The sequence below is a fragment of the Nocardia rosealba genome (assembly GCF_020216065.1).
Classification (GTDB): domain Bacteria; phylum Actinomycetota; class Actinomycetes; order Mycobacteriales; family Mycobacteriaceae; genus Nocardia; species Nocardia rosealba.
The window spans coordinates 59,276-85,055 of the sequence record NZ_JAIWNA010000007.1 but is presented as its reverse complement, the minus strand read 5'-3'; the positions used below and the strand labels follow the sequence as shown (position 1 = coordinate 85,055).

Genomic DNA, 25,780 nt, shown 5'->3' with positions numbered 1-25,780 from the left:
TATGTCGGAGCCCGAGATGACCGAATTGGTACAGCGCATCGTCGAGGAGGCGCTACTGGGCGGTCCACGACGGTTCAACCGGACCCAGGTGGCCGAGCTCTCCGGCGTACCGGAGAGCGAATCCCGGCGGCTGTGGACAGCGCTCGGTTTCCCCGCCAACTCCGAGGAAGCAGTCGACTACGCCCAGATCGACATCGACTCGGTCAGCACCTTCCGCGGCATGAAAGTGGTTGCGGCGTCGAATCTCCGGCAGCAGGCGGCGGCGGCGCGCACCATCGGTCAGGGCCTGGCGCGGCTGGCCGAATGGCAGGCCGACCTGGTGCTCGCCGAGGTCAAGGTCCGCGCGGAGGCGGCCGATCCCGCCCTGCCCGTGACCGAGCGGATCAGGGCGGCCGCCGAGGACACCCTCGCCGAGGTCGAGCAGTTGCAGGCGTATGTGTGGCGCAGGCATCTGGTGGCGGCCATCGCGCGTTCCATCGACGACGCCGGGGACGGATCCACCCGCACCCTGGCCGTCGGATTCGCCGACATGGTCGGATTCACCCGGCTCACCCGACACCTGCATCCCGACGAATTGTCCACACTGCTGGAGGCTTTCGAGTCGACCACCACCGCCGCGATCACCGACAACGGCGGCTGGGTGATCAAGAACGTGGGCGACGAGGTGATGTTCGCCGCCGAGAACGCGGTCGACGCGGCCCGGATCGCCCTGGCCGTCCAGGAGTCGACCATGCTCGTCGGCGGTACCCCCGAACTGCGCGTCGCCTTCGCCTACGGTGAGGTGCTGCAACGCTTCGGCGACCTGTACGGGTCGGTGGTCAATATCGCCGCCCGCCTCACCGGCGTCGCCCGCCCCGCCAACATCCTCATCGACGACGCGGCTGCCGAAGCCCTCGCCGACCACCCCGAATTCGCCATCCGCCACCTGCGCAGCGTCCGCGTCCGCGGCTTCAACCGCCTGCGCCCCCACCGCCTCCGCCGCGCGTGAATTCGGCTCGGAGCACCGTGTCGAAGGGGTACGGGACACCGTTCTCTAGGGTGTTGTGGTGGAGATGGATTGGCTGAGTGTGCGCGAGGCGTACACGGTGTTCGCCGATGACGCGGTGGTGGCACTGAACAAGCCGTCGGGCATTTCGGTGACCGGGGAGCGGCACGATACCGATCTGGTCGAGATCGCGCAGGCGGCGGGGACACAGGTGTACCCGGTGCACCGGATCGACAAGGTGACCTCCGGGCTGGTGCTGCTGGCGACCGATCTGGCGGCGCACGGGCAGCTCACCCGCCAGTTCAACAAGCAGACCGCGCGCAAGGCCTATCTGGCGATCGTGTCCGGGGACGACCTGCCCGACCAGGGCGAACTCGACCTGCCGTTGAGCGTGGGACGCAAGAACCGGGTGCGGATCGCGGCGCCGCGCGAGGCGATCCGCCGCGAGGGCGAGCGCTGGTTCGTCGACGACGCCGACCTGCTGCCCGCCAAGAACTACCCCTCGCTCACCAGGTTCACCACCATCGCGCGCAAAGACGATCGCGCCCTGCTCGCCCTGCAACCGGTGACCGGGCGACGACATCAGATCCGCGTACAGCTCGCCTGGACCGGCCACCCGATCCTCGGTGACCCCCTGTTCGACCGCACCGCCGCCCTCCCCCGCACCCACCTGCACTCCTGGCGGCTGCGCCTGGACGCCGACTGGCTCACCCCACCGGTCCTCGACCTACGCGCCACCCCGGGCCCCGACTTCTGGGCACCCTTCACCGCCGACCCCGACGAGGCAGCTCACCTACTCGCCGAAGCCGACCGCCGCTCGGCCTGCTGACCTACCCGACGATTTCCCAACTGCTGCTGCCGTCGTTGCGCGCGGTCCCACTCAGCGGAAGACACCTACTACAACAGGCTGATTCGCGCAGGAGAACGTGCGCTTCCGCGCGGTGAAAACGCACACAGACCAGGCGATGGGTTTCGGTCCGTGGTGCGGCTCATGCAGACGAATAAGCGCAGGTCATCTAGCCTTGAAGGGTGCCGATGAGTCATCCCGGCGCACTCTGACGCAACGGAGCGATCCCAGAGAAGAAAGCGACTGCCGATGATCCTGGCGGCTCAGCTCAGCGACACCCATTTCGACCTCAGCGCACGCAATACCGAACGGGTCGAGGCGGTGATGGGTTATCTGGCGGACCTGCCGCGCAGGCCCGACGTCATCCTCGTCACCGGCGACATCACCGATTCCGGCAGACCCGAGCAGTACGCCGAGGCGCGCCTGGCCCTGACCGCCGACATCCCGGTCTACCTGCTCCCCGGCAACCACGACGACCGCGCGAACTTCCGCACCGGCCTGCTCGGCGAGCCCGCCTCCACGGCACCCATCAACAGCGCCAACCGCGTCGGCCCGCTGACGATCCTCATGCTCGATTCCAGCATCCCCGGCGAGCCGAGCGGTGAGCTGTCCGAGGACACGTACACGTGGCTGCGCGCCGCCCTGGCCGAGGCGCCCGCCGACGGCCCGATCCTCATCGCCCTGCACCACCCGCCGAACCACCTGTTCAGCCCGATCGTCGACGTGATCGCGCTGGCCGATCCCGGTCGTCTGGCCGCCATCGTCGCGGGCGACCAGCGCATCATCGGCGTCCTCACCGGCCACGCCCACTCCCCCATCGCCACCACCTTCGCGGGCAAGCCGATGATCACCTGCCCGAGCACCGCCTCGGTCCTCGGCGGCGAATGGGAGATCACCCCGCCGCACCGCGTGATGGACTACGCGCCCGACCCGGCCATCGCGTTGCACGTCATCGACGAAAACCATGCTCTGACAACGCATTTCCGCACGGTGGCGATGGGCGGCTGGCTGGCCGAACCCCGGATCTGAGCCTGCGCGCCGTGCCCACCACCAGGTGGGGCCACGGAATCCACACATAATCCACACGGCGCGCATATCCGGGTGGGGCAACCCCCTGGCAGACTGGACACGTGAATCACAAGCCCGCGGATCTTCCTCGCGGACCACTGCGTCCCATCGAGCTGGCCACCGGGGCGGTGATGGCGGGGCTCACCGTCGGCCTCATCACCGTGGGGTCGTTGGTGCCGATGGCGGCCGCGTTGCAGCTGGTCGCGGCCGTTCCGCTCGGGCTGCTGGCCCACCGCTACCGGCTGCGGGCGCTGGTCACCGCGACCGTCGCCGCCGGACTGGTGACGTTCGTGGCGGCGGGGATCATGCCCGCGCTCGGGGTGCTCGGTGCCGCGACCATCGCCGGGATCGTCGGCATCGTCAAACGGCGAGGTGGCGGATTCGCCGCGGTGCTGGCGCTCGGGCTGGTCGCCGGCCTCGGCTGGGGGCTGTTCTCGGTGGCGAGCCTGCTGCTGTTCGCCCGCACCAGGCAGCTGTTCTTCGATGCCATCCGCAGCACCGCCGAGGGCATCAACAACCTCGCCGAACGACAGGCGCAGCTCGAACCGCTCGGCCGGATGGCGACCGAGGCCACCGATGCCGTGCTGCGCTGGTGGTGGCTCTACATCGGCGGCTCGGTCGCGCTCGGGGTGTTCGTGAGCACCGTCGTCTCCTGGTTCGTGCTCGGCTCGGTGCTCGACCGGCTGCGGTGGCTGCCGGGCAGCGACCGCCTCGACGCACCCGAGGACGACCGGCAGATCGCGCCGTTGCCCGTCTCCCTGCACGGCGTCGGTTTCCGGTATCCGGGAGCCGCCACCGACGCACTCGCAGATATCGACCTCACCATCCGGCCCGGCGAGTTCGTCGCCGTGGTCGGGCACAACGGGTCGGGCAAATCGACGCTCACCCGGGTGCTCGCGGGCAGACCACCGACCTCCGGCGCCGTCGACCGGCCGGGTTCGGCGGGCCTCGGCAAACTCGGCGGCACCGCGCTGGTGCTGCAACGCCCCGAGAGCCAGACCCTCGGCGTCTCCGTCGCCGACGACGTGGTGTGGGGCCTGCCGCCCGACCTCGCCGCCCAGGTCGACGTGGACGCGCTGCTCGCCGAGGTCGGCCTCGACGGCATGGGCCGCCGCGAAACCGCCACCCTCTCCGGTGGCCAGCAGCAGCGCCTCGCCGTCGCCGCGGCCCTGGCCCGGCGCCCGGCCCTGCTCATCGCCGACGAAGCCACCTCGATGATCGATCCGGACGGCCGCCGCGACCTGGTGGCCCTGCTGGCCCGGCTGCCCGAGCGGCACGGCACCGCCGTGGTGCTGGTGACCCACCACGAAGCCGACGCCAGCGCCGCGGGCCGGGTGATCCACCTGGCGCAGGGCCGCATGGTCGACCGGCTGGCGGCCTGGCCGCAACCGGCCCGCGACCGGCGCCGGGCACCGATGGGTGAACCCATCCTCGAACTCACCGGCGTGCGCCACACCTACAACCGGGGCACACCGTGGGAGGCGCCGGCCCTGCACGGTGTCGACCTGTCGGTGCGCCGCGGCGAGGCACTGCTCGTGGTCGGCGGCAACGGGTCGGGCAAGTCGACGCTGGCCTGGATCATCGCCGGCCTGATCGCCCCGAGCGAGGGCAGCTGCGAACTGCGCGGTACCCCGGTCGACAAGCAGATCGGACGCGTCACCCTGGCGTTCCAGCATTCCCGCCTGCAGCTGCAGAAGCAGACGGTCGGCGAGGAGATCGCCGACTGGGGTGGCAAGGCCACCGGTTCCGGCGCGGTGGGCCGCGCGCTCGACGCGGTCGGCCTCGACCGGGCCTTCGCGGCCCGCTCGGTCGACGAACTCAGCGGCGGTCAGGCCAAACGGGTGGTGCTCGCGGCGATGGTCGCCAGCCATCCCCAGGTCGTGGTCCTGGACGAACCGCTGGCCGGGCTCGACCCGCAGGGCCGCGCCGAAGTGGTGGAACTGCTTGCCCGCCTGCGCGATTCGGGGCTCACCTTGATCGTCATCTCACACGATGTGGCCGATGTGTCGGTGGTCTGCGATCGCACCGTCCACCTGGATTCCGGGGTGATCGTCGAAACCGCGCGACAGACCGTCGGCGCCGTCGCCGCGCACACCGAACCGCTGTGGCGACTGGACAATTCACGCAACGAACCGGGGAACGGAGTGGCCCGATGAGCACCGTTTTGTTGCGCGAGGTACCCGTGGACAGCGTGGTGCACCGCTTGTGGGCGGGCACCAAGATGATCGCGGCGTTCACCATCAGCCTGCTGCTGATGTTCTGGCCCGCGTGGCCGGTGCTCGGCGTGATCATCGCATTCCTGATCGCGATCGCCGTGCTGGCCAGGATTCCGCTCGGCGCGCTACCGCGCCTGCCGCTGTGGTTCTGGGGACTGATCGTGCTCGGCGCGCTGGTCAACATCCCCAACGGAACGCGCGGAGTGCTGGTCTACGCACAGGTGGTCGTGTTCGGTCTGGTGCTGGTCGCGGCCTCGCTGCTGATCGCGTTCACCACCCCGATGGGCGAGGTGGCCCCGGCGCTGGCCAAGCTCGGTGCGCCGCTGCGCAAGCTGCGGCTGCCGGTCGACGAGTGGGCGGTGGTCGTCGCCCTCACCCTGCGCGGGCTGCCGCTGCTGCTCGACGAGATCCGGGTGCTGCGCGCGGCCCGCAAGCTGCGCCCGAAGGAGAGCCTGCTGCACCGCGCCTCCGACGCGAACCCGCTCATCGACATTCTCACCGCGTGCATGGCGGTGTCGTCACGGCGGGCGGGCGAGCTGGCCGAGGCCATCACCGCGCGCGGCGGCACGGGCATGCTCACGGCCCATCCCAGCGCCCCGACCAGGCGCGATGCCGTTGCCCTTGTGATCGTCTTCGCGGTCTGCGCGGGTGCGCTCGGGCTCAACGCCGCACTGTGAAAGAGCATGGCTCGCCATAGCGTATATCTATGAGGAATTTCATGTTTAAAATCTGAATTCCCCTGTGAGACACCAGCGAGACGACTAGCGTTCAACCGACAACCGAGCTGGACCGCTTTCACGTGCCGACGCTCGCTTCTCGGGGGAAGCAACGAACGCGGCGCCTTCGTTTGGGCACGTCTCCTGATGAAAACCAGATGGGAATGTTCACATGATCATCCGTAAGATCGCCGCGGTCGCCATTCCGGTGCTCGCGGCAGCACTCGTCGGCACCGGCGTGGCGAACGCCGAACCGGTGCCGCCGAGCGTCGAGTACCGCACCGAACTCATCGGCAACACTGTTGTCACCACCCTCACGCACGGCACCTTCACCGTCACCGACGGCGCCGTCCAGGTTCGCGACGAAGCGGGCGCCACTCTGCTGTCGCTGCCGCTTTCGGTGCGCGACGGGGCCCTCGAGTACCCGCTGCCGCACGCGGTCAGCGACGAGGGCCGCAAGCTCGAACTGACCGCTGTGAAGGACGTGGCCACCGCGCGCCCCAACCTCACCCCGGTCGCCTCGCCCTCGGAAAACTATGCGGCACAGGCTAATTTCGCCTCCACCTTCGGCCTGGCCACCGCCATCGGCAGCTTCGTCGGCATGGCCATCGGCGCGGTGATCGGACTCGTCGTCGGCGCGGCCGCAGGCGGCGTCGGCGCACTGCCCGGCCTCATCACCGGTGCGTCCGTCGGTGCGATCATCGGCACCATCGTCGCCGGTGGGCCGACCCTGATCGTCGCGGGCATCGACCTGATCAACACCTTGACCGCTCCCCCGGGCACCACCCGCTGGGCGCAGACGGGGTAATCCCCGAAGACAACGCGCTGGTAGCAAACTCTCAGCGCGTTGGTCCGGCGGGCCGGTGGCGGCCGGCCCGCCGTCGGCCTCAGGCCTTGTCGCGCAGCGCGTTCTTCGCCGCTTCCTGAGCCGAATCCACCTGACCGGCGAACTTGCCGCCGGTCTTGTTGTCCACCACGTCACCGGCCTTCTCGATGACGTCGTCGACCTTGTCGGCGTGCTGGGAGGCAAGGCCCATCGCCTTGTCCGCCAGGTTCTTGAAATCCACCGCGTACTCCTCGCTGATTCGAACCGGGTACAACGCGATCACCCTAGCAACAGCCCAGCTCTCGCGCGCGAGCATCATCGTGGCGAACTTGTCACACCGTCCCAGATCGGATGCCACAGGCGTCCGGTATCGGTCCACGCCTGGAACCGCACGATGCCGGTGACGCTCGGCGTGACCCACTCGGCGTCCTTGATCTCCTCCGCTGTCATCTCGTTGGTGAACGGTGAAGTCTTGCGGCGCAGGCGTTGGAGCTGCTCGGCGATGCGGCGCTGCTGTTCGGTGTCGAACCCGGTGCCGACGCGGCCGACGTAGACGAAGTCGTCGTCGTGCGGAATGCCGACGAGCAGGGACTTGAACGGGCGGGCCGCGCTCGACCGCCACCCACCGATCACCACCTCCCTGGATCGCCAGTTCCGCTGTTTGATCCAGGTCTGGCTGCGTTTGCCCGGTTGATACACCGAGTCGACGCGCTTGGCGACCACGCCCTCCTGCCCCTGTTCACGGCTCTGCTCCATCGCCTCGGCCCCGGAACCGCCGAGTCGTTCGGACACCCGCATGGAGGGCGCCAGTTGCCCCAATGCCTCGAGTACCACCCGGCGGTCGCCGTACTTCTTGCGTAGCAGCGAGGTGCCGTCGAGATAGAGGACATCGAAGGCGACAAAGATCGCACGCGCCGAATCCGCCTGTAGCGCAGAGATATCCGAGATCCCGTTCTCGTCGAATACGACCGCCTCGCCGTCGAGCACCACGCGGTGCCCGGCCAGTTCGGCGGCCAGCGCGGCCAGGCGCGGATACCGGGCGGTGACGGTGTTGCCCCGGCGGCTGCGCACGGTGACAGTTCCGTCGTCGATCTCGACGATCACCCGGAACCCGTCCCACTTGGTCTCGAACTCCCACTCCGGAGGCTGCAACGACGCCACGTCACCGGCGGTCGCGAGCATCGGCGACAAACCGTGCGGGAACGACCGGGAACCGCTGTCGGGCAGCGCTTCTCGTGATCCCTGGTCGCGCATGTAGTGCATCAGCCACTGGTCGCCCTTGGTCTGGATGAAGGCGTAACGGCCGCGCACCTTCTTGCCGTCGAACTCGACGATCACCTCGTCGTCGCGCCACTTCTCGGTGCGGTAGGTGCCCGAATCCCAGATCGTCATCCCCCCGGCGCCGTACTCGCCCCTGGGGATGGTGCCGTGGAAGTCGAGGTATTCGAGCGGATGGTCCTCGGTGCGCACGGCCAGGCGATTGTGTTTCGGCTCGGTCGGTGGGCCCTTCGGGACGGCCCAGGAGGCGAGGACGCCGTCGCGTTCGAGGCGCACATCCCAGTGCAGGCGGCGGGCGTGGTGTTCCTGGATCACGAACCGGTCGTCGGAACCACGCTCGGGAGCCGTGGCGGGGACCGGTTCCGGTGTGCGCCCCGGGTCGCGCATGCTGCGGTACTTGGTGAGCGAGTCGGGGCGGGCGGGCAATGGTGGGTCGAGGTCGGCCAGCAGGTCACCGTCGGCTTTCCAGCGGGCGAGCACTTCGTCGAAACGCAACTGCCGCAACGACTTCGCGTCCTCGATCTCGACCCAGTCGCGCGGCGCGGCGGCATTGGGCTCGGTGCGCCCGCGCAGTGAATAGGGCGCGATGGTGGTCTTGGCGGCGTTGTTCTGGCTCCAGTCGAGGAACACCTTGCCACCCCGCGCCGACTTCGCCATCGTCGCGGTGACGAGGTCGGGGTGCAGCTTCTCCAGATTCGTCGCCACCTGCTTGGCGACAGTCGACGCGCCACGCGAACTCACCTGCCGGTCCAGCGGCACGTAGAGGTGAATTCCTTTGCTGCCGCTGGTCACCGGGAAGGCGCGCATGCCGATCTCGCCGACCATGTCCCGCACGGCCAGCGCCACCGTGGCACATTCGATCAGACCCGCACCGGGCCCGGGATCGAGGTCGAACACGATGCGGGTGGCCGGGCCGCGCTCGCCTGCCTCGAAACGCCATTGCGGCACATGGATTTCCAGCGCCGCCTGCTGCCCGAGCCAGGCCATCGCCGCCTCGGAATCGATGAGCGGGTACACCACCCGGCGGCTGGAATGCTCGAGCGCGGCGCGGTGCAACCACGCGGGCGTGTGCTCGGGCAGGTTCTTCTCGAAGAAATCGGGGTGATCCACCCCGTTGGGCCACCGCTTCCTGGTTACCGCACGACCGGCGATATGCGGCGCGATGGCCTCGGTGATCGCCGAATAGTAGGCGATCACTTCACCTTTGGTCGTTCCGGTGGCGGGGTACAACACCTTGTCGAGGTTGCTGAGCTCGACCTCGACATCCGGTTCACCCGGCGCACCACGGAACTCGCGGCGGACCATCGACGTGGCCCGGCGGCGGGGGCCGCGTCGTCGCGGCCCCCGCGCACCGGATCAGGCCTTCGGCCCCGGATCGGTCGGGGTGGTGCCGCCGGTGGCAGGTCCCGAGCCCGGCTGCTGCGGGGGCACGGCCTTCTTGGCGGCTTCCTTGCCCTTCTCGATCTTGTCGCTGTACTTGCCCTTGGTCTTGTCGTCGATGAAGGTGCCTGCCTTGTCGACGGCATCGTTGATCTTGTCCGCGTTCTGCGCGGCGGCCTCCTTGCCCTTACCGAGCAAGCCCTTCAAGGTGTCCACGAGACTCATCTGCCGATGTTCCTTTCCCAGTTTCGCGCGATCGCCCATCGCTGCACTAAGCCGAAAGGTTCACTCCACATCTTCCCACCACGAAACCCGTGGTGGGAGGTCATTCGGAACCACCCGCTCACCCGGCTTGGGCACCGCGATCGCGGTTCCGGCCGCAGCCGCCGCCGATACCAGCCTGCGCACCGGTTCGGCCCAGCCGTGGAAGGCCAGGTTGAAGGTGGCCCAGTGAATCGGGACGAGCAGCCCGTAGCCGGGGTCGCCGAGGCACAGGGCCGCGTGCGCGCGCACCGCTTCCTCGGGAGTCATGTGCACATCGGTCCAGCGCTCGTCGTAGGCGCCGATCGGGAGCAGCGTGAGATCGAACGGGCCGAGCACCGCACCGGCCTGCGCGAACGCCTTGGTGTACCCGGTGTCGCCGCCGAAATACACCCGCTTGGTCGGCCCGGCCAGTGCCCACGACGCCCACAGGGTGGTGTTGCGGGTGAGGCCGCGACCGGAGAAGTGGCGGGCCTCGGCGCAGGTGATGGTCAGACCACGGTCGCCCGACTTGTGGCCGAGGGAAACCGAACCACCCCAATCCAATTCGATGATGCGGTCGTCCGGAACGCCCCACAGCCGCAGGTGCGCGCCGATGCCCATCGGGACCACGAACGGCGCGCGCTGGGCGCGGACCAGCTCGTCGACGGTGGCCTTGTCGAGGTGGTCGTAGTGGTCGTGGGAGATGACGACGGCGTCGACCCGCGGCAGCGTGGACAGCGCGCCCGGTACCGGATGCAACCGGGCCGGACCGATCACCGGCGACGGCGAGACCCGCTCGCTCCACACCGGGTCGGTCAGTACGCGGTACCCGTCGAGGTCGATCAGCGCGCTCGCGTGCCCGTACCAGGTGACAGCCAGTTCGTCGGCCTGCTCGGGTACGGCGGGCGTCACCAGCGGGACCGGCCGCCTCGGCCGCCCCACCCGCCCCTGGGTGAGCCCCGACCACACCAGCGACGCCGCCGAACCGGCCGCGATCATCGCGCTGGCCTCGGTGTTGTGGAAACGGCCGTCCCGATACGACGACTTGCCCAGCGCCGTCGGGGCGATCTCCGACGGCCCGGCGCCTAACGCCCTGGGCAGTCCCCACACGGCACGCGCCACCCAGGCCAGCCCGAGCGCACTCGCCACCGAACCCGCGACCCGTGCCGGATTCATCAGCGCCCCTGGAATTTCGCGGGGCGCTTCTCCTGCCGGGCCAGCCGGCCTTCCTGCGCGTCGTCGCTGGTCCAAGCCGCCGACAGCGCCGTCTCCAGCTGCTCGCTGGCCGGAACGCGGGTGCCGTCGTCGTTGAGCATGAGCTTCATGGCCCGCAGTGACAGCGGCGCGAGTTGGGCGATCGACTTGGCCCAGGCCTTGGCATCGGCGACGGTGCCGATCTTGTTGGCGAAGCCGAACGCGTAAGCGTCTGCGGCACTCACGGTTTCGGCGCCGAGCAGGATGGTGCGGGCCGGGCCGCCGCCGATCAGGGCGGCCAGCCGGGCGACGGTCCAGCGGTCCACCGAGATGCCGAGCTTGGCGGCGGGCACCGCGATGTAGGCGTCGGGCTCGATCACCCGCAGGTCCGAGGCGAGCGCCAGCTGCACACCGGCGCCGATCGCGCCACCGTTGATCGCCGAGATGACCGGCACCGGAAGGCTTTCGATGGTGTGCAGCATGTCGAGCAGACCGGTCAGGAAGGTCTCGGAATACACGCCGGACAGGTCGGCGCCCGCGCTGAAGATCGGGCCACGGCCGGTGAGCACGATGACGCGCGCCCCCTGGTCGACGGCCGCGAGCATGGCGGTGCGCAGCTGGGCGACCAGCTCCTCGTTGAGCGCGTTGCGCCGCTGTTCGCGCTGCAGTTCGATGGTGATCACGTCGCCATCGCGGGTCACGCCGAGCATGAATTCCTCCACAGAAGTACCGGATCACGTGGTTGTCTTCACTCTGCCACAGTCAGCGGTCGGCGCCCGGTAAGGCATACCATCGGCGGCTGTGGGAACCGACTTCGACATCGTGGTGATCGGCGCGGGCCAGGCCGGGCTGTCGGCGGGCTATCACCTGCGCCGGCTGGGGTTGGTGCCCGAACGCGACTTCCTCATCGTCGATCACGCGCCGGGACCGGGCGGTGCCTGGCAGTTCCGCTGGCCCTCGCTCACCCTGACCACGGTGAATCGGGTGCACGACCTGCCCGGCATGTCGTTCGCCGAAACCCTGCCGCCCGGGTCGTCGTCGGCTCCGGCCGCGACCGCCGTCCCGCACTACTACGAGCTCTACGAGAAGCGGTTCGACCTGCGGGTTCGCCGTCAGGTTTCGGTGCGGGTGGTCTGCGACCGGACCGCCGACGGGCAGAGCTGCGCCGGACGCGGTGAAGTGCTGCAGGTCGAGACCGACAGAGCCGGAACACTGCGCACGCGCGGGCTGATCAACGGCACCGGCACGTGGGAACACCCGTTCATCCCGCGCTATCCGGGCGCCGACGGCTTCGCCGGACGTCAGCTGCACACGCGCGACTACCGCAGCGCCGATGAATTCGCGGGCAAGCACGTGATCGTCGTCGGCGGCGGTATCTCGGCGGTGCAGTTGCTCGACGAGATCTCCCAGGTCACCTCGACGACCTGGGTGACCAGGACCGAGCCGCGCTGGCGCGAGACACCGTTCACCGAAGCGGACGGACGCGCGGCGGTGGCCGCGGTGGAGGACAGGGTGCGCCGTGGTCTGCCGCCGGGCTCGGTGGTGTCGCTGACCGGCCTGCCGCTCGACGACCGGCTGCGCGCCGCCCGCGACCGAGGCGTACTCGACCGGCTGCCCATGTTCGAACGAATCGAGCCGACCGGTGTGCGCTGGTCCGACGGCACTTTCCAGCCCGCCGACGTGATTCTGTGGGCGACCGGTTTCCGCAGTTCCCTCGACCATCTGGCCCCGCTGCGGCTGCGCGGACCCGGCGGCGGCATCACGATGACCGGGCGGCTGGCCACCCGGGTCGCGGTCGACCCCCGCGTGCACCTGATCGGATACGGGCCGTCGGCCAGCACGATCGGCGCCAACCGGGCAGGCCGGGCCGCCGCCCGGGAGTTGAGCGACTACCTGGGGATCAGTCCAGACCGGCGCTGAAGGTGGCCGGATCGGGGCCGACCCTGGTGCCCCGATCGAGGCGGTTGATCGCGGCCATCGCGTCGGCGTCGAGTTCGAAGGTGAACACGTCGAAGTTCTCGGCGATGCGCGAGGGCGTCACCGACTTCGGGATGACGATATTGCCCAGCTGCAGGTGCCACCGGATGATGACCTGCGCGGGCGTGCGATCGAGCTCTTCGGCCAGGCTCACGATGGTTGGATCGTCCAGCAGGGTGCCCTGCCCGAGCGGGCTCCACGCTTCGGTGGCGATGGCGTTGTTCGCCTGGAAGGCGCGGAGGTCGGGCTGGGCGAGGGTGGGGTGCAGCTCGATCTGGTTCACGGTGGGGATCTCGCCGGTCTCGGCGATCACCTGCTCCAGATCGGGGATCCGGAAGTTCGAGACGCCGATGGATTTCACCCGGCCCTGCGACTTCAACGCCTGGAAAGCCCGGAACGTATCGACGAAACGACCGGCCTTCGGCACCGGCCAATGGATCAGGTACAGGTCGAGATAGTCCAGACCGAGACGCTGCATGCTGGTGTCGAACGCACGAAGCGTGCTGTCGTAGCCCTGCTCGGAGTTCCACAGCTTGGTTGTCACATAGATCTCGTCGCGGGGAATCCCCGAGGCACGGATCGCGCGACCTACGCCTTCCTCGTTTCCGTAGATCGCGGCCGTGTCGATACTGCGGTAACCGACCTTCAACGCCTCGGCGACCACAGTGGTGACGTCTTCCTCCGGCACCTGGAACACACCGAAGCCGAGCTGCGGTATGACGTTCCCGTCGTTGAGCACGATGGTGGGAACAGGACTGCTTTCGCTGCGGAAGGTCACCCTACCGAAGGGTAGAAGTGGTTGCCGGTGGCGTCAACGACGCGACCTCGCGTGTTTCCCCAGGTGCACGAACCGGGGCAGAGGTCGGTTTCCTCACCGGCCGATGCGGCGGTAGCGGGCCAGGCGCAGCGTGCGCAGTTCCTCGGGTGGGTGGCTGCGCAGGGCCGCGAGTTCCTCGGCGATCGCCAGGACCACGCGGCGGGCGAAGGCAACCGGCTCGTCGGCGGCGTCGGGATACTCCTCCACGATCCGGTCCACCACGCCGTCTTCGAGGAGATCCGCGGAGCGAATGCGTTGGGCAGCAGCCAGTTCCGGAGCATGCTCGGTATCGCGGAAGACGATGGCGCTGGCCCCTTCCGGCGGCAGCGGCGCCAGCCAGCCGTGCCGGGCGGCGAGCACCCGATCGGCGGGGAGCAGGGCAAGGGCGCCACCGCCGGTGCCCTGACCGAGCAGCACGGACACCGTCGGGGTGTCGAGGGTGACGAGATCAGCCAGGCAGCGGGCGATTTCGCCCGCCAGACCGCGTTCCTCCGCCTCCTTGGACAGCGCGGCGCCGACGGTGTCGATCACCAGGACCAACGGCAGCCGCAACTCCCCCGCCAGCGCCATGGCCCGGCGGGCCTCGCGCAGCGCGGCGGGGCTCATCGTCTGCTCCTCGAGGCGGCCGGACCGGTCGTGTCCGAACACCACGCACGGCTGCCCGCCGAACCGGGCCAGGGCGAGCAGGACGGTGCGGTCGGTTTCGCCCTGGCCGGTGCCCGACAGCGGAACCCGTTGGCTGGTATGGCGAAGCAGGTCACGAATGCCCGGGCGGCCGGGGCGTCGGGTACTGAGCACCGAATCCCATGCTGTAGCGGAAGGATTCGTCGACGTGCCCGGATTACGCACGGGCGCAGCCCAACCCGGCTCGGCGGACAACGGCAGCGGCAGGCCCGCGCACACACTCAACGCGCGATGGGCGATCCGGCGGAAGACCTCGATCGGCACCACCCCGTCGATCACACCGTTGCGGTAGAGATTCTCGGCGGTCTGCACATCGGGCGGAAAAGGCTTGCCGTACAGCGCTTCGTACACGCGCGGGCCGAGGAAGCCGATGAGGGCGCCCGGCTGGGCGAAGGTGATGTGCCCCAGCGATCCCCACGATGCGAACACCCCGCCCATCGTCGGATTGCGCAGGTACACCAGGTACGGAAGCCCCGCCGCCTTGTGCACGGCGACGGCACCGGCGATCTTCACCATCTGCACGAAAGCGACTGTGCCCTCTTGCATCCGGGTGCCACCCGAGGTCGGCGAGGCGATCAGCGGCAGCCCTAGTTCGGTCGCCCGCTCCACCGCCGTCACGATCCGCTCCGCCGCGGCCACGCCGATCGACCCGGCGAGAAACCCGAATTCACAGGCGATCACGGCCACCCGCCGCCCGCGCAGCAGACCCTCGCCGGTGAGCACCGATTCGTCGGTGCCCGCCCGGCGACTCGCGTCGACGAGCTCCTGGCGGTAGCGCGGCGAGGCGGCGCGCCCGATCGGTGGGCGATCCCAGCTCACGAACGAATCCACGTCGAGCAGCCGCGCGATCACCTCATTCGCCGAAATCTGCACGAGCAGAGCGTAGCCGGGCGATCACGATATCGCGGATAGTCTTGACAGTCTGTTGTGTTTTTACAACACTATGTTGTGTGAGCCCAGTGAGACGAGGGGAAACCCTCCCGATCTACAACCGCATCGCGGTGCTGCGCGCCGAACAGCGGATGAGCCGGGCGGCCCTGGCCGACGCGGTGAATGTCAATGTCCAGACGATCGGCGCGCTCGAGCGCGGCGACCACTACCCCAGCCTCGACCTGGCGCTGCGCATCTGCGATGTGTTCGCCCTGCCGGTGGAGGCGGTCTTCTCCCGCACAGAATTCGGCCCGCTCTCGGCCGAGGTGTATCCACGAACGAAAGGCAAGTCATGACCAGCGCGACCGGATTGATCGACCGCTATCAGGACTATCGGGTGCGGCGCTGGCTCGTGCAGGAACAGCGCACGGCGGGCATGCTGAAAAGCTGGCGGCCGCGACAACGTCGGCGGCTACTGGTGATCGGTACCGCGACCGCGCTGATCGGCGTGGCGATCGCGGGCGTGCTGTGCGCGTTCGACCTGCGGGTCGTGCCCGTAGTGATCGCGACGATCTCGCTGCTGCTGTTCCTGCCCACCTGGACCATGCTCCGGATCGCCAGCGGCGGACAGGACTACGCACCGGAGCAGATGCTCGACGAATTCGAGATCGCCGAGCGCAACAAAGCCCGCTCGGTCGGCCTCGCCCTCACCCAGTCGTTGACCCTGCCCGGTCTGTTCTTCCTGATCGGGACAAGCGCGATCGACCCCGAAGCCGATGCGTATCGCACCGCCTACGCGGGCGGACTCATGCTGCTGGCAGCGATCATGGCGGGCGGTTGCGCGCCCGCGATGATCATCGGCTGGACCCGTCCCGATCCCGAACCGGAACCCTGACGGGTGACACCGGGGCTGCGGCCTTCATCGACGCAGCCCCACCCGCCGATCAGTAGCCCTGCATCACCTTGCGCAGCGCGTACTCGGTGAGCGAGACCAGTGCCTGCTTGGCCGGCTCGCGGCGGCGGGCGTCGATCGACATGATCGGGACATCCGCGGGGACCGCGAGGGCCTGGCGGATGTCCTCGAGCGGGTACTTCGGTGCGTCGTCGAACTCGTTGAGCGCCACCAGGAACGGCAGGCCACGGGCCTCGAAGTAGTCGACGGCCGCGAAGCTGTCCTCCAGCCTGCGGGTGTCGACCAGCACCACGGCGCCGATGGCGCCGCGGATGAGGTCGTCCCACATGAACCAGAACCGGTACTGGCCCGGCGTACCGAACAGGTACAGGACCAGGTCGTCGGCGAGGCTGATCCGGCCGAAGTCCATGGCCACCGTGGTGGTCGACTTCTGCGGAATGCCGGTGAGGTTGTCGATTCCGGCACTGGCATTGGTCACCAACGCCTCGGTGCGCAGCGGAACGATCTCCGACACCGCACCGACCAACGTGGTCTTACCGACACCGAAGCCACCGGCAACAACGATCTTCGCCGAAGTCGGCTTGCTCGTGCGGGTGTCGACCTGCGCCGTCGAATCAAATACGCCGGAGTCCACTGAGAACCCTTTCGATCAGCTCGCGACGTTCATCGTCGCTGGAATCGTCTTTCAAAGTCGCCGAGACCCGAACATGACCGGCCTCGATGAGGTCGGCCACCAGTACCCGCGCAACCCCGATGGGGATGCGCAGCTGGGCGGCTATCTCGGCGACGGACGGCGATTGTCTGCACAACTCCACGATGGACGTTTCGAGGTTGTTCAGTTCGAACTGCCGCTCCATGGCGACCGGATGCGAGGCAACGAGAGCCTCCAACGCCAACTCGACTGCCGGCCTGGTACGGCCGGAAGTCAACGAGTAAGGGCGAACGAGGCTTGGCTCGGCGCTTCCCATGCGGTGATCGTCTATGTCCATCCCACCATCAGGAACCCATCGTGACGCGTGGCGTGGCCTGGACGGTCTGGCCCACACGCTCGACCAACAGAGCCATCTCGTAGCCGACCTGACCGATGTCACACGAGGTGTTGGTCAGGACCGCGAGATAGGAGCCGTCGCCCACTGCCATCAGCAGCAGGTAACCGTGCTCCATCTCGACGACGGACTGCAGTACCGTACCGCCTTCGAACAGATTCGACACACCGACGGACAGGCTGGCCAGACCGGCGGTGACAGCAGACAGCTGCTCCGCGCGGTCGACCGGTAGCTGGGCACTGGCGGCCATCAGCAGGCCGTCGGCCGAGACAAGGACAGCATGGGCTACGCCAGGAACCTCGTTGGCGAAGTTCGAAACCAGCCAATCCAGCTGACGGTTCGTACCACCTAGATCGGGGTTCATCGGTCTCCTTTATCTCCGGTTAGGTTCATTGCCTTCATTGCGCGGCCATCCCGGACGCCCTGCTGGTGACGACTCAAGCTGGACCTGATGGTTTCAGGGTCGCGCTTCGGTGTGCGGTCGGCGTTACCGGTCACGCCACCGGGCACGAGCCTTCCGCCCGGATTGCGTTGTGGCAAGCCGGCGGCCGTTCGGGCCTCGGCTTGCGCCTCGGCGGCCCGTCGCGCGGCCTGCCAACCTTCGTCACCGGGTGATTCGAAGGCGGCGGCCAGCTGGGACCGGTCGGAATTCTCGTCCGTGAGCCACGCCGACATCATCTCCGCGAAGATCGGCGTTCCGCCCATCACGGAATCGCCCTCCGGTGCCGGCTGCAACCTGGTCTGGAAGAACGACGCGGCCTTGGCCGGATTCGACCGATAGCTGTGCCGTCCCGGATCACGCCCTGCCGACGCAGCGTTCCCCGGCTCCGCAGGATCCCGATCCCGTTGCGGCAGAGCCACTCCCGGCCCGGCGTTCGCCTGCGGTACCACAGTAGCGCCGGGAGCACGCTGGGGCAGCCCATTCGGTCCGAGTGGGCGCTCCGGCGCGGCTTCACCGCGCTGCGGGAGGCCGGGCGCGCGCTGCGGGAGGCCACCCTCGGCCGTATCCCGGTGGGCGGCGGGCGTTTCCGACGGGGTGCGCTGCGGCAGGCCACCGGCGGGGTTGCGTTGCGGCAGCCCGTTGGCCGGATCGCGTTGCGGCAGACCGCCGGAGGGGTTGTCCAGGCGCGGCAGGCCGCCGGACTGCTCGCGGTGCGGCAGACGCGGGGTCGGCTCGCGCTGGGGCAGGCCACCACGCTGCGGCAGACCGGTCGACGGATCGCGCTGCAGTGGTTCGGAATCACGCTGCGGCGCAGGGCCACCACGCTGCGGCAGGCCCGTCGACGGGTCGCGCTGCAGCGGCTCGGAATCACGCTGCGGCACGGGGCCGCCACGCTGCGGGAGACCGGTCGGCGGGTTGTTCTGCGCACGCTGTGGCAGGCCGGTGGACGGATCACGTTGTGGCAGACCACCGGTCTGCTCACGCTGCGGCAGACCGTTGGACGGGTCACGCTGCGGGAGGCCACTCGAGGGCGCGCGCTGCGGCAGGCCACCGGACGGCGGGCCGCTCGCCGGGTCACGCTGCGGGAGACCACCGGTCTGGTCGCGCTGAGGTGCGCGGTTCGACGGGTCGCGCTGCGGCAGCCCGGTCGACGGGTCACGCGGCGGCGCGCCGTTGGCGCCGGGCGAACGCTGCGGCAGGCCGCCCTCACGTGTGGGTGCCGCGTCACGCGGCGGCTGACCCTGCTCGCGGGCGGGAGCACCGTTGGCTCCCGGCTGACGCTGCGGCAGGCCACCGGCCGTCGGCGCGGGCTTGGCCTCGCCCGGCTTGCCCTGCGGGGGCTGGGGTGGCTGGGGTGGCTGCGGACGCTGCGGCGCGCCGGGACCACCCGCTGCCAGATTGCGCTTGGGCAGGTTGGCCGCGGCCAGCTTGCCGCGCTGCGGCACATTGCCCTGACCGGGGGCGGCCGGGCGCAACGACGTGGACTGCTCGTTGCCGTCCTGCGTCTGCGCCATGGCATTGCCCGGCTGACGCTGCGGCAATCCACCGGGACCGGTCGGCGGCGGGCTCACGCCCGGGTCGACGGTGACCATCATGTTGCCACCCGGGGTACGGGTGATCGCCCGGGTCTGCATGGTGCTCGGCTGCTGCGGCTGCTGGGGCTGCGGCTTCTGCTGCTGCGGCGGTTGCTGCTGCTTCTGCAGCTGGTTCGGCGGCACGACCGCGCCACCGGCACCCGAGACGATCAGGCCGACCGGCACGTGCACGGTGACGGTGACGCCCGGATCGCGCGCGGTGTCGAACGTCGGGCGCAGGCGAACGGTGAGACCGTGCCGCTCGGCCAGGCGGCCGACCACGAACAGGCCCATGTGACGTGCGGTGTCGGGGCCGGGCTCGGCGGCCTGCTCGAGCCTGCGGTTGATGTCGGTCATCTCCGCGGGCGGCATACCGATGCCCCGGTCGGCGACCTCGATCAGCAGGCCCTGGTCGTGTGCCTGCGCGAAGGTGAACTTGACGTCGGTCTCCGGCGGAGAGGCGCGCAGCGCGTTGTCGAGCAACTCGGCGAACAGGTGCGCCAGGTCGGAGGCGGCCGGTTCGACGAGCGAACCGCGCGGGGTAGCACCGAGCTTGACGCGTTCGTAGTCCTCGACCTCGGAGATCGCGGCGCGCAGCACGTCGGCGATCTCGACAGGCGCCGACTTGGAACGCCGCTGCTTGGTGCCGGCGAGGATCAGCAGGTTGTCGCCGTTACGGCGCATGCGCGCGGCGAGGTGGTCGAGGCGGAAGAGGTTCTCGAGCAGGCGCGGGTCCTTCTCGTCGTACTCCATCGCCTCGATCAGGGTGAGCTGATGGTCGACGAGCGACTTGGACCGCCGCGCCAGCGTCTCGAACATGTCGTTGACCTGCGAACGCATCTGCGCCTGGTCGCTGGCCAGGCGCAGCGCCTGACCGTGGATGTCGTCGACGGCGCGGGCCAGCTGACCGATCTCCTCGTCGGAGCGCACCGGCATCGGCTCGAGCGGTACGTCCTCGGGGGCGGCGCCGTTGCGGAGCTGGGCGACCTCGTGGGGCAGGTCGGACTCGGCGACGCGCAGCGCGGCCAGGCGCAGGCGGTGCAGCGGCACGATCATCGAGCGCGCGACGAACACGGCGAGCAGCAGCGCGGCGAGGATGGTCGCGATGACGACCGCGGTGTAGGTCCAGGCGCCGGTGGCGGCCGAGGTGGTGAGCTCGTCCATCGAGGTCTCGATGGCCTTGGTCGACCCGTCGACGACGCTTTCGTAGGCCACGAGGCTGGTGACCAGCGAGGTACGCATCTCGCCGATGGGCAGCTTGCCCGCCTGCACGTCGGGCCCGCTCACCAGGTTCTGGCGGATGTCGGCCTGGGTCTTCAGGTCGGCGAGCACCTGGTCGCCGTCGGGGAAGCGGTTGGCGAGCACGTCGAGCAAGTGACGTTCGGTACTCACGCCGGTGAGGTAGTTCTGCGGACCGGCGGGCGATCCACGCAGCATCTCCGAGATCGCGGCGAGCTGGTCGACGAGCACCGAGCGGGTGTTGAGCGAGTCGACGAGGCGCAGCTTCGCGGTGTCCATGACCGGGTTGCTCACCTGGGCGATCGTCGACTCGACGATCGCGACGCTGTCCTTGCGCATCTGCTCGACCGAGGCGAGCGCGGTTTCGGGCGAGGCCGTGAGCCCCTTGCCCTGTGCACGCACATTCTTGGCCTGGGCGACCATCCGCTCGAGCGCGGAATGCGCCTTCGGCAGGTCGACGAGTCGACCGAGCGCGCCCTCACCCTCGGTGATGGCGGCGTCGAGGTCGACGAGGTCCTGATCGGTCACCAGGGTGACCCCGGGACCGGCGGGCACCGTCTGGCTACCGGTCACCCGCGCGGTCACAGCACTGAGCGAGGTGACCGACGGAATCGCGTCTACCTGCTCGTTGATGCTCGAAAGCCGGTTGGCCTCGGTGAACTCGGAGGTAATCCTCGACACGCCGAGCCCGACCGCGACCGCGAGAGGCACGGCCAAGACGGCCGTAACCTTCCAACGCAGGTCCCAGTTGCCGAGCGCCCAGCGCTTGCTGCCGGACCTAGCGGCGTCACGCATCTCCCACTCACTTTCCAAACTGGCCTCGTACCGTGCGCCATCACGAACCTCCACAGGCGCAATGGTGGCTCGCCAGACGGTGCTGGCCGAGAACTGCGGCTGGCCGAGAAATTGCGTCTACGACTGCCCGAATAAGTGACAACAGATTCTAACGGATCAATAACTTCTTGGCCGACTCCCGGTAGAGGTCCGCGCGATGACCTGCCCGTTACAGGCAAAACCAAAGGTCGCGGCACCCCCTCGGGTGTCGCGTGAAGTCTGCCACAATCATCAGGATCTATCGAGCGGGCACGAAGCGAGGCTAGGAGTCACAGGCTTGGACACCGAACACGAGTACCGGCCGGTCTATCAGACCAGCCTGGTCGATCCAGCCGACTTCTGGTCAGCCGCCGCTCGCGAGATCGAGTGGGATCTGGCCCCCGAGCACACTCTCGATGCCGCCGACAAACGTTCGGCCCGTTGGTATCCCGACGGCAAGCTCAATACCTGTGTGAACGCCCTCGATCGTCATGTGCGCGGCGGAACTCTCGCCGAAGGTGGACGTTCGGATCAGGCCGCGTTGATCTATGTGTCGGGCATGACCGACACCACAACGACTTATACCTATGCGGAATTGCTCAGCGAGGTGGAACACTTCGCCGGGGCGATGCGTGATCTCGGCGTGGTCGCCGGTAACCGGGTGGTGATCTATCTGCCGATGATCCCCGAAGCCGTGATCGCCATGCTGGCGTGCGCCCGCATCGGCGCGGTCCACTCGGTGGTCTTCGGCGGGTTCGCCGCGCCCGAGCTGGCGGCCCGCATCGACGACGCGGAGCCGGTGCTCGTCGTCACCGCGTCGGGCGGGCTCGAGCCGGGCCGCCGCATCGAGTACCCGCCGATCGTGCTGCAGGCCCTCGACCTGGCCGAGAGCACCTCGGTACGCACGGTGCTCGTCAAACAGCGCCCGCAGTTCCCGACCATCGAGTTCGCCCAGGACCAGCCCGCCACCGACGTGCTGCCCGCCTCGGATCAGACCATCGCCGCGCGCTGGCTGGACTGGGACGCCACCGTCGCCGACGCCGAACCGGCCGAGCCGGTGACCGTGGGCGCCTGCGACCCGCTCTACATCCTCTACACCTCGGGAACCACCGGAAAGCCCAAGGGCGTGGTGCGCGACAACGGCGGCCACGCGGTCGCCCTCGCCTGGTCGATGCGCAATATCTACGACGTGGGCCCGGGTCAGGTGTTCTTCGCATCCTCCGATGTGGGCTGGGTGGTCGGCCACTCCTACATCGTCTACGCGCCCTTGTTCGTAGGCGCCACCACGGTGCTCTACGAGGGCAAACCGGTCGGCACCCCCGACGCGGGCGCGTTCTGGCGCATCGTCGACGAACACGACGTGCGAGTACTGTTCACCGCCCCCACGGCGCTGCGTGCGATCCGCCGCGCCGACCCGGAGGCCACCGCCGCCCGCCGCCACGACCTGTCCCGGCTGCGTGCCCTGTTCTGCGCGGGCGAGCGGCTCGACCCGGCCACCTTCGAATGGGCGAGCGACACCCTGCTCGCCGGTCATCCCGACACCCCGGTCGTCGACCACTGGTGGCAGACCGAGACCGGCTGGCCCATCTGCGCCGACCCGCTCGGCCTGCAGGAACTGCCCGTGAAGCCCGGTTCGGCCGGGGTGCCGGTGCCCGGGTACCGCCTGCGGGTGCTCGATGCCAGCGGCAACCCGGTACCCAACGGCACCGAGGGCAATATCGTCATCGGCCTGCCGTTGCCCCCCGGCTGCCTGAGCGGTCTGTGGCGCGACCGGGAGCGGTTCGTGCGCTCCTATCTCTCGGCGTTCCCCGGCCACTACCTCACCGGCGACTCCGGCTACTTCGACGAAGACGGCTACCTCTACGTCCTCGGCCGCTCCGACGACGTCATCAATATCGCCGGGCACCGGCTCTCGGCGGGCAGTATCGAGGCCGCCATCTCCGGGCACGAGGCCGTCGCCGAGTGCGCCGTGATCGGCGTGCCGGATGAACTCAAGGGCAGCCTGCCGCTGGCGTATGTGGTGCTCAAGCAGGGCGTCGAGATCGAGCCCGACCAGTTGCGCGACGAGCTCGTGGAACGGGTGCGCGAGCAGATCGGCGCCATCGCCACCCTGCACGACGCGATCGTCGTGACCGGCCTGCCCAAGACCCGCTCGGGCAAGATCCTGCGCAAGACCATCCGCCAGCTCACCGCCGGTGAGCACGTGGAACCCCCGGCCACCATCGAGGACCCGGCCGTCCTCACCGCCCTGGCCGACCGCATCCTCGCCAACCCCCCGCTCGGCAGGCCGACCACCCCCGACCACGACGGCGACCAGGTAGCACCGTGACATTGGCGGCTGGCGCCGCGGTTCTCGGCGCTTGACTCCGCCTCTTCCCTCCCTCCGGGCACTCCTTCGTCGCACCCTCCGCTCAGTCCAGAGGCGGAGGCGCGCCGAGAACAGGACATCGGCGGCAGTTTTCGACGCTCGAGTCCCCCTAGGATTGCGGCGTGACTGAACGTGCTGCCGCTGCCGCTACCGTGCTGGTCGTCGACGACGACGAAGACGTGCTCGCCTCGGTGGAGCGCGGTCTACGGCTCTCCGGGTTCCAGGTGCTCGTCGCCCGCGACGGTGGCGCCGCGTTGCGGGCGGTGTCCGAGCACGCGCCCGACGCGGTGGTGCTCGATATGAACATGCCGGTCCTCGACGGCGCCGGGGTGGTGACGGCGCTGCGGGCCATGGGCAACGACGTGCCGATCTGCGTGCTCAGCGCCCGTGCCTCGGTGGACGACCGGATCGCCGGGCTGGAGTCGGGTGCCGACGACTACCTGGTGAAACCGTTCGAGCTGGCCGAACTGGTCGCCCGCATCCGCGCCCTGCTGCGCAGGCGGACCGACACTCCCGACCAGGCGGCCCCCGGCGCGATCACCGTCGGCCCGCTGCAGGTGGATGTCGCGGGTTATCGCGCACTGCTGCACGGGCGTGAAATCGAGCTCACCAAAAGGGAATTCGAATTGCTGTCCACCCTGGCGCGCAATGCGGGTGTGGTGCTCACGCGCGAGCGGCTGCTGGAATTGGTGTGGGGTTACGATTTCATAGCCGATACGAATGTGGTCGACGTGTTCGTCGGATACCTTCGCCGCAAACTCGAAATAGATGACACGCCAAGGATTTTGCACACCATTCGCGGCGTCGGATTCGTGTTGCGGGAACCTAAATGACCGTGCGGTCGCCGAAAGTCCGTCGCAGGCAATCGTTTTCGTTGCGAACACGGGTCGCGGCGGCCGCGGCGGCGGGTGCGGTGATCATCGTGAGCATTGCCGCGTTCGTGGGTTTTCAAGCGATCGAACGCAATAATGTGACCCAGACAGATCAGCAACTCGAAATCGCCTCGCGCATCGTGCTGATCGAGCCGGTGCTCGCCACCGGTTTCGTGAATCTGACCGGGCTGCAGAACACGATGGCGCTCACCGTGCGCGACAACGGCCAGGTGACCGCGTCCAGCTCCACCCAGCTGCCGGATCTCGCGCCCGGCTCGCAGACCGTCGAGGTGAACGACCAGCCCTACCGGGTCCTCACCACCACCGAGAACCAGCCCGCGGGTCGCACTGTGTCGCTTGCCATTCCGACCACCGAGGCGGCGAAGGCGACGGCCGACCAGCAGCGCTGGGTACTCGCGGGCGCCGCGATCGCGGTCGCCGCGGCGGCTGCCCTCGGCTGGCTCCTCGCTGGTCGGGCTGTCGACCCGATCGTGCGACTCACCCGGCAGGTCTCGGCGCGCAGCGCCTTCCCCGATCCCGACCACCCTGCCCAACCGGTCGACGGTTCCGGCGTCGACGAGGCGGAGAAACTCGCCGAGGCGGTGAACACCATGCTCGCCCGCGTCGATCAGGCCCAGGCCGAGACCGCCGCCGCGCTGGAGACCGCCCGCGACTTCGCCGCGGTGTCCGCCCACGAACTGCGTACGCCCCTCACCGCGATGCGCACCGACCTCGAGGTACTGCGCACGCTCGATCTCACCGACGCCCAGCGCCGCGAGATCCTCGACGATCTGGCCCGCACCGAAACCCGCGTCGAGACGACGCTTTCCGCACTGGAACGGCTGGCCCGTGGTGATCTCACCGCCGAAGCCGACCATGTGGCCACCGATGTGGCCGACCTGTGCGACCAGGCCGCGCACGACGCCATGCGGCACAACCCCGGCCTTTCGGTGCGCATCGACACCGACGCCGAACTGATCACCCGCGGTCTGCCTGCGGGCCTGCGCCTGGCCGTCGACAACGCGCTGACCAACTCGGTGAAACACGGCGGCGCGACCGAGGCCGTCGTCTCGGCGCACCGCGTCGGCGCCGACCGCGTGGTCATCGCGGTCGACGACAACGGCATCGGCGTTCCCGCCGGGGAACGCGACCGGGTGTTCGAGCGGTTCGCCCGTGGTTCCAACGCGACGAAGATCGGCTCCGGCCTCGGCCTCGCTCTGGTCGCCCAGCAGGCCCAGCTGCACGGCGGCCGGGCCTACTTCGAGAACAGCACCCTCGGCGGCGCACGGCTGGTGCTCGACCTGCCGATTCGCCCCGCTGTCTGAGATCGCGACACCCCTGAGACCGCGAGGAACCGGGACAGAGACGACGATCACTCATAATTCGCCGTGACGATGTCCTGCGCGTCGGTG

At 69.0% G+C, this 25,780-nt stretch carries 23 protein-coding genes; 12 read left to right on the top strand and 11 right to left on the bottom strand.

Annotated elements, in window-relative coordinates; translation table 11 throughout:
• The first annotated feature begins 1 nt into the window (after window position 1).
• The 6 genes from LDL21_RS23635 to LDL21_RS23610 all read left to right on the top strand — a co-directional run bounded on the left by LDL21_RS23635 (window position 2) and on the right by LDL21_RS23610 (window position 6,640).
• Complete coding sequence (locus LDL21_RS23635) at window positions 2-988, top strand: adenylate/guanylate cyclase domain-containing protein (RefSeq protein WP_225281798.1); 987 nt, start codon at window positions 2-4, stop codon at window positions 986-988.
• Window positions 989-1,052: 64 nt separating this feature from the next.
• On the top strand, window positions 1,053-1,814 hold the full coding sequence (locus LDL21_RS23630) for an RluA family pseudouridine synthase (protein WP_225281797.1): 762 nt from the start codon (window positions 1,053-1,055) through the stop codon (window positions 1,812-1,814).
• Between the two features lie 267 nt (window positions 1,815-2,081).
• Complete coding sequence (locus LDL21_RS23625; protein WP_225281796.1) at window positions 2,082-2,861, top strand: metallophosphoesterase; 780 nt, start codon at window positions 2,082-2,084, stop codon at window positions 2,859-2,861.
• Between the two features lie 101 nt (window positions 2,862-2,962).
• A complete protein-coding gene (locus tag LDL21_RS23620; RefSeq protein ID WP_225281795.1) occupies window positions 2,963-5,056 on the top strand; it encodes an ATP-binding cassette domain-containing protein in 2,094 nt (697 codons plus the stop codon).
• The gene (locus LDL21_RS23615) at window positions 5,053-5,793 is read left to right on the top strand and encodes an energy-coupling factor transporter transmembrane component T family protein (RefSeq protein ID WP_225281794.1); all 741 of its coding nucleotides are present in this window, start codon (window positions 5,053-5,055) and stop codon (window positions 5,791-5,793) included. The genes LDL21_RS23620 and LDL21_RS23615 overlap by 4 nt, the downstream gene beginning before the upstream one ends.
• Window positions 5,794-6,004: 211 nt before the next feature.
• A complete protein-coding gene (locus tag LDL21_RS23610) occupies window positions 6,005-6,640 on the top strand; it encodes a DUF8020 domain-containing protein (protein WP_225281793.1) in 636 nt (211 codons plus the stop codon).
• A 79-nt stretch (window positions 6,641-6,719) separates the two neighbouring features.
• On the opposite strand, the gene LDL21_RS23605 is transcribed toward LDL21_RS23610, so the two are convergent.
• The 5 genes from LDL21_RS23605 to LDL21_RS23585 form a co-directional block, all read right to left on the bottom strand.
• Window positions 6,720-6,899 (bottom strand): antitoxin, encoded by a 180-nt coding sequence (locus LDL21_RS23605; protein WP_225281792.1) that lies wholly within the window; start codon window positions 6,897-6,899, stop codon window positions 6,720-6,722.
• Between the two features lie 74 nt (window positions 6,900-6,973).
• Window positions 6,974-9,241, bottom strand: a complete 2,268-nt coding sequence (locus tag LDL21_RS23600) for an ATP-dependent DNA ligase (protein ID WP_225281791.1) — start codon at window positions 9,239-9,241, stop codon at window positions 6,974-6,976.
• Window positions 9,242-9,292: 51 nt separating this feature from the next.
• Window positions 9,293-9,541: an antitoxin gene (locus LDL21_RS23595; protein WP_067492586.1), complete on the bottom strand. Its 249-nt coding sequence runs from the start codon at window positions 9,539-9,541 to the stop codon at window positions 9,293-9,295.
• Window positions 9,542-9,601: 60 nt separating this feature from the next.
• Complete coding sequence (locus LDL21_RS23590) at window positions 9,602-10,735, bottom strand: MBL fold metallo-hydrolase (protein ID WP_225281790.1); 1,134 nt, start codon at window positions 10,733-10,735, stop codon at window positions 9,602-9,604.
• Complete coding sequence (locus LDL21_RS23585) at window positions 10,735-11,463, bottom strand: enoyl-CoA hydratase (RefSeq protein ID WP_225281789.1); 729 nt, start codon at window positions 11,461-11,463, stop codon at window positions 10,735-10,737. The genes LDL21_RS23590 and LDL21_RS23585 overlap by 1 nt, the downstream gene beginning before the upstream one ends.
• 91 nt (window positions 11,464-11,554) lie before the next feature.
• Here LDL21_RS23585 and LDL21_RS23580 point away from each other — a divergent pair, with 91 nt between their 5' ends.
• Window positions 11,555-12,673, top strand: coding sequence for an NAD(P)-binding domain-containing protein (locus tag LDL21_RS23580; RefSeq protein ID WP_225281788.1), 1,119 nt, complete (start codon window positions 11,555-11,557; stop codon window positions 12,671-12,673).
• Here LDL21_RS23580 and LDL21_RS23575 read toward each other — a convergent pair.
• Window positions 12,654-13,508 (bottom strand): aldo/keto reductase, encoded by an 855-nt coding sequence (locus tag LDL21_RS23575; protein WP_225281787.1) that lies wholly within the window; start codon window positions 13,506-13,508, stop codon window positions 12,654-12,656. The genes LDL21_RS23580 and LDL21_RS23575 overlap by 20 nt on opposite strands.
• A 93-nt stretch (window positions 13,509-13,601) precedes the next feature.
• Window positions 13,602-15,104 carry a carboxyl transferase domain-containing protein gene (locus tag LDL21_RS23570; protein WP_225281786.1) on the bottom strand — a complete coding sequence of 501 codons (1,503 nt, stop codon included), beginning with the start codon at window positions 15,102-15,104 and terminating at the stop codon, window positions 13,602-13,604.
• A 77-nt stretch (window positions 15,105-15,181) separates the two neighbouring features.
• On the opposite strand from LDL21_RS23570, the gene LDL21_RS23565 reads away from it, so the two are divergent.
• Window positions 15,182-15,457 carry a helix-turn-helix transcriptional regulator gene (locus tag LDL21_RS23565; protein ID WP_225281785.1) on the top strand — a complete coding sequence of 92 codons (276 nt, stop codon included), beginning with the start codon at window positions 15,182-15,184 and terminating at the stop codon, window positions 15,455-15,457.
• A complete protein-coding gene (locus LDL21_RS23560; protein WP_225281784.1) occupies window positions 15,454-15,996 on the top strand; it encodes a hypothetical protein in 543 nt (180 codons plus the stop codon). The genes LDL21_RS23565 and LDL21_RS23560 overlap by 4 nt, the downstream gene beginning before the upstream one ends.
• A gap of 49 nt (window positions 15,997-16,045) precedes the next feature.
• On the opposite strand, the gene LDL21_RS23555 is transcribed toward LDL21_RS23560, so the two are convergent.
• From LDL21_RS23555 to LDL21_RS23540, 4 genes are read right to left on the bottom strand one after another with little or no spacing between them, the layout of a single operon-like run.
• Window positions 16,046-16,648 (bottom strand): GTP-binding protein, encoded by a 603-nt coding sequence (locus tag LDL21_RS23555; protein WP_174550224.1) that lies wholly within the window; start codon window positions 16,646-16,648, stop codon window positions 16,046-16,048.
• Window positions 16,629-17,003, bottom strand: a complete 375-nt coding sequence (locus LDL21_RS23550; protein ID WP_067492470.1) for a DUF742 domain-containing protein — start codon at window positions 17,001-17,003, stop codon at window positions 16,629-16,631. Before LDL21_RS23550 ends, LDL21_RS23555 begins: the two co-directional genes overlap by 20 nt.
• Window positions 17,004-17,010: 7 nt before the next feature.
• Complete coding sequence (locus tag LDL21_RS23545) at window positions 17,011-17,424, bottom strand: roadblock/LC7 domain-containing protein (protein ID WP_011207200.1); 414 nt, start codon at window positions 17,422-17,424, stop codon at window positions 17,011-17,013.
• A complete protein-coding gene (locus tag LDL21_RS23540) occupies window positions 17,421-21,110 on the bottom strand; it encodes a HAMP domain-containing sensor histidine kinase (RefSeq protein WP_225281783.1) in 3,690 nt (1,229 codons plus the stop codon). The genes LDL21_RS23545 and LDL21_RS23540 overlap by 4 nt, the downstream gene beginning before the upstream one ends.
• Window positions 21,111-21,426: 316 nt before the next feature.
• Between LDL21_RS23540 and LDL21_RS23535 the strand changes: the two genes are divergently transcribed.
• The 3 genes from LDL21_RS23535 (at window position 21,427) to LDL21_RS23525 (ending at window position 25,693) form a co-directional block, all read left to right on the top strand.
• Window positions 21,427-23,457, top strand: coding sequence for an AMP-binding protein (locus tag LDL21_RS23535; protein WP_225281782.1), 2,031 nt, complete (start codon window positions 21,427-21,429; stop codon window positions 23,455-23,457).
• Between the two features lie 161 nt (window positions 23,458-23,618).
• Complete coding sequence (locus LDL21_RS23530; RefSeq protein WP_225281781.1) at window positions 23,619-24,329, top strand: response regulator transcription factor; 711 nt, start codon at window positions 23,619-23,621, stop codon at window positions 24,327-24,329.
• 41 nt (window positions 24,330-24,370) lie between these two features.
• On the top strand, window positions 24,371-25,693 hold the full coding sequence (locus LDL21_RS23525; RefSeq protein WP_308017162.1) for a sensor histidine kinase: 1,323 nt from the start codon (window positions 24,371-24,373) through the stop codon (window positions 25,691-25,693).
• Window positions 25,694-25,780 lie beyond the last annotated feature (87 nt).

Bases quoted from the DNA above. Each gene is read 5' to 3' on its own strand.
- LDL21_RS23635 (WP_225281798.1), top strand. From the start codon at position 2: ATGTCGGAGCCCGAGATGACCGAATTGGTACAGCGCATCGTCGAGGAG.
- LDL21_RS23630 (WP_225281797.1), top strand. From the start codon at position 1,053: ATGGATTGGCTGAGTGTGCGCGAGGCGTACACGGTGTTCGCCGATGAC.
- LDL21_RS23625 (WP_225281796.1), top strand. From the start codon at position 2,082: ATGATCCTGGCGGCTCAGCTCAGCGACACCCATTTCGACCTCAGCGCA.
- LDL21_RS23615 (WP_225281794.1), top strand. From the start codon at position 5,053: ATGAGCACCGTTTTGTTGCGCGAGGTACCCGTGGACAGCGTGGTGCAC.
- LDL21_RS23610 (WP_225281793.1), top strand. From the start codon at position 6,005: ATGATCATCCGTAAGATCGCCGCGGTCGCCATTCCGGTGCTCGCGGCA.
- LDL21_RS23600 (WP_225281791.1), bottom strand. From the start codon at position 9,241: ATGGTCCGCCGCGAGTTCCGTGGTGCGCCGGGTGAACCGGATGTCGAG.
- LDL21_RS23595 (WP_067492586.1), bottom strand. From the start codon at position 9,541: ATGAGTCTCGTGGACACCTTGAAGGGCTTGCTCGGTAAGGGCAAGGAG.
- LDL21_RS23590 (WP_225281790.1), bottom strand. From the start codon at position 10,735: ATGAATCCGGCACGGGTCGCGGGTTCGGTGGCGAGTGCGCTCGGGCTG.
- LDL21_RS23585 (WP_225281789.1), bottom strand. From the start codon at position 11,463: ATGCTCGGCGTGACCCGCGATGGCGACGTGATCACCATCGAACTGCAG.
- LDL21_RS23560 (WP_225281784.1), top strand. From the start codon at position 15,454: ATGACCAGCGCGACCGGATTGATCGACCGCTATCAGGACTATCGGGTG.
- LDL21_RS23550 (WP_067492470.1), bottom strand. From the start codon at position 17,003: ATGGACATAGACGATCACCGCATGGGAAGCGCCGAGCCAAGCCTCGTT.
- LDL21_RS23545 (WP_011207200.1), bottom strand. From the start codon at position 17,424: ATGAACCCCGATCTAGGTGGTACGAACCGTCAGCTGGATTGGCTGGTT.
- LDL21_RS23540 (WP_225281783.1), bottom strand. From the start codon at position 21,110: ATGCGTGACGCCGCTAGGTCCGGCAGCAAGCGCTGGGCGCTCGGCAAC.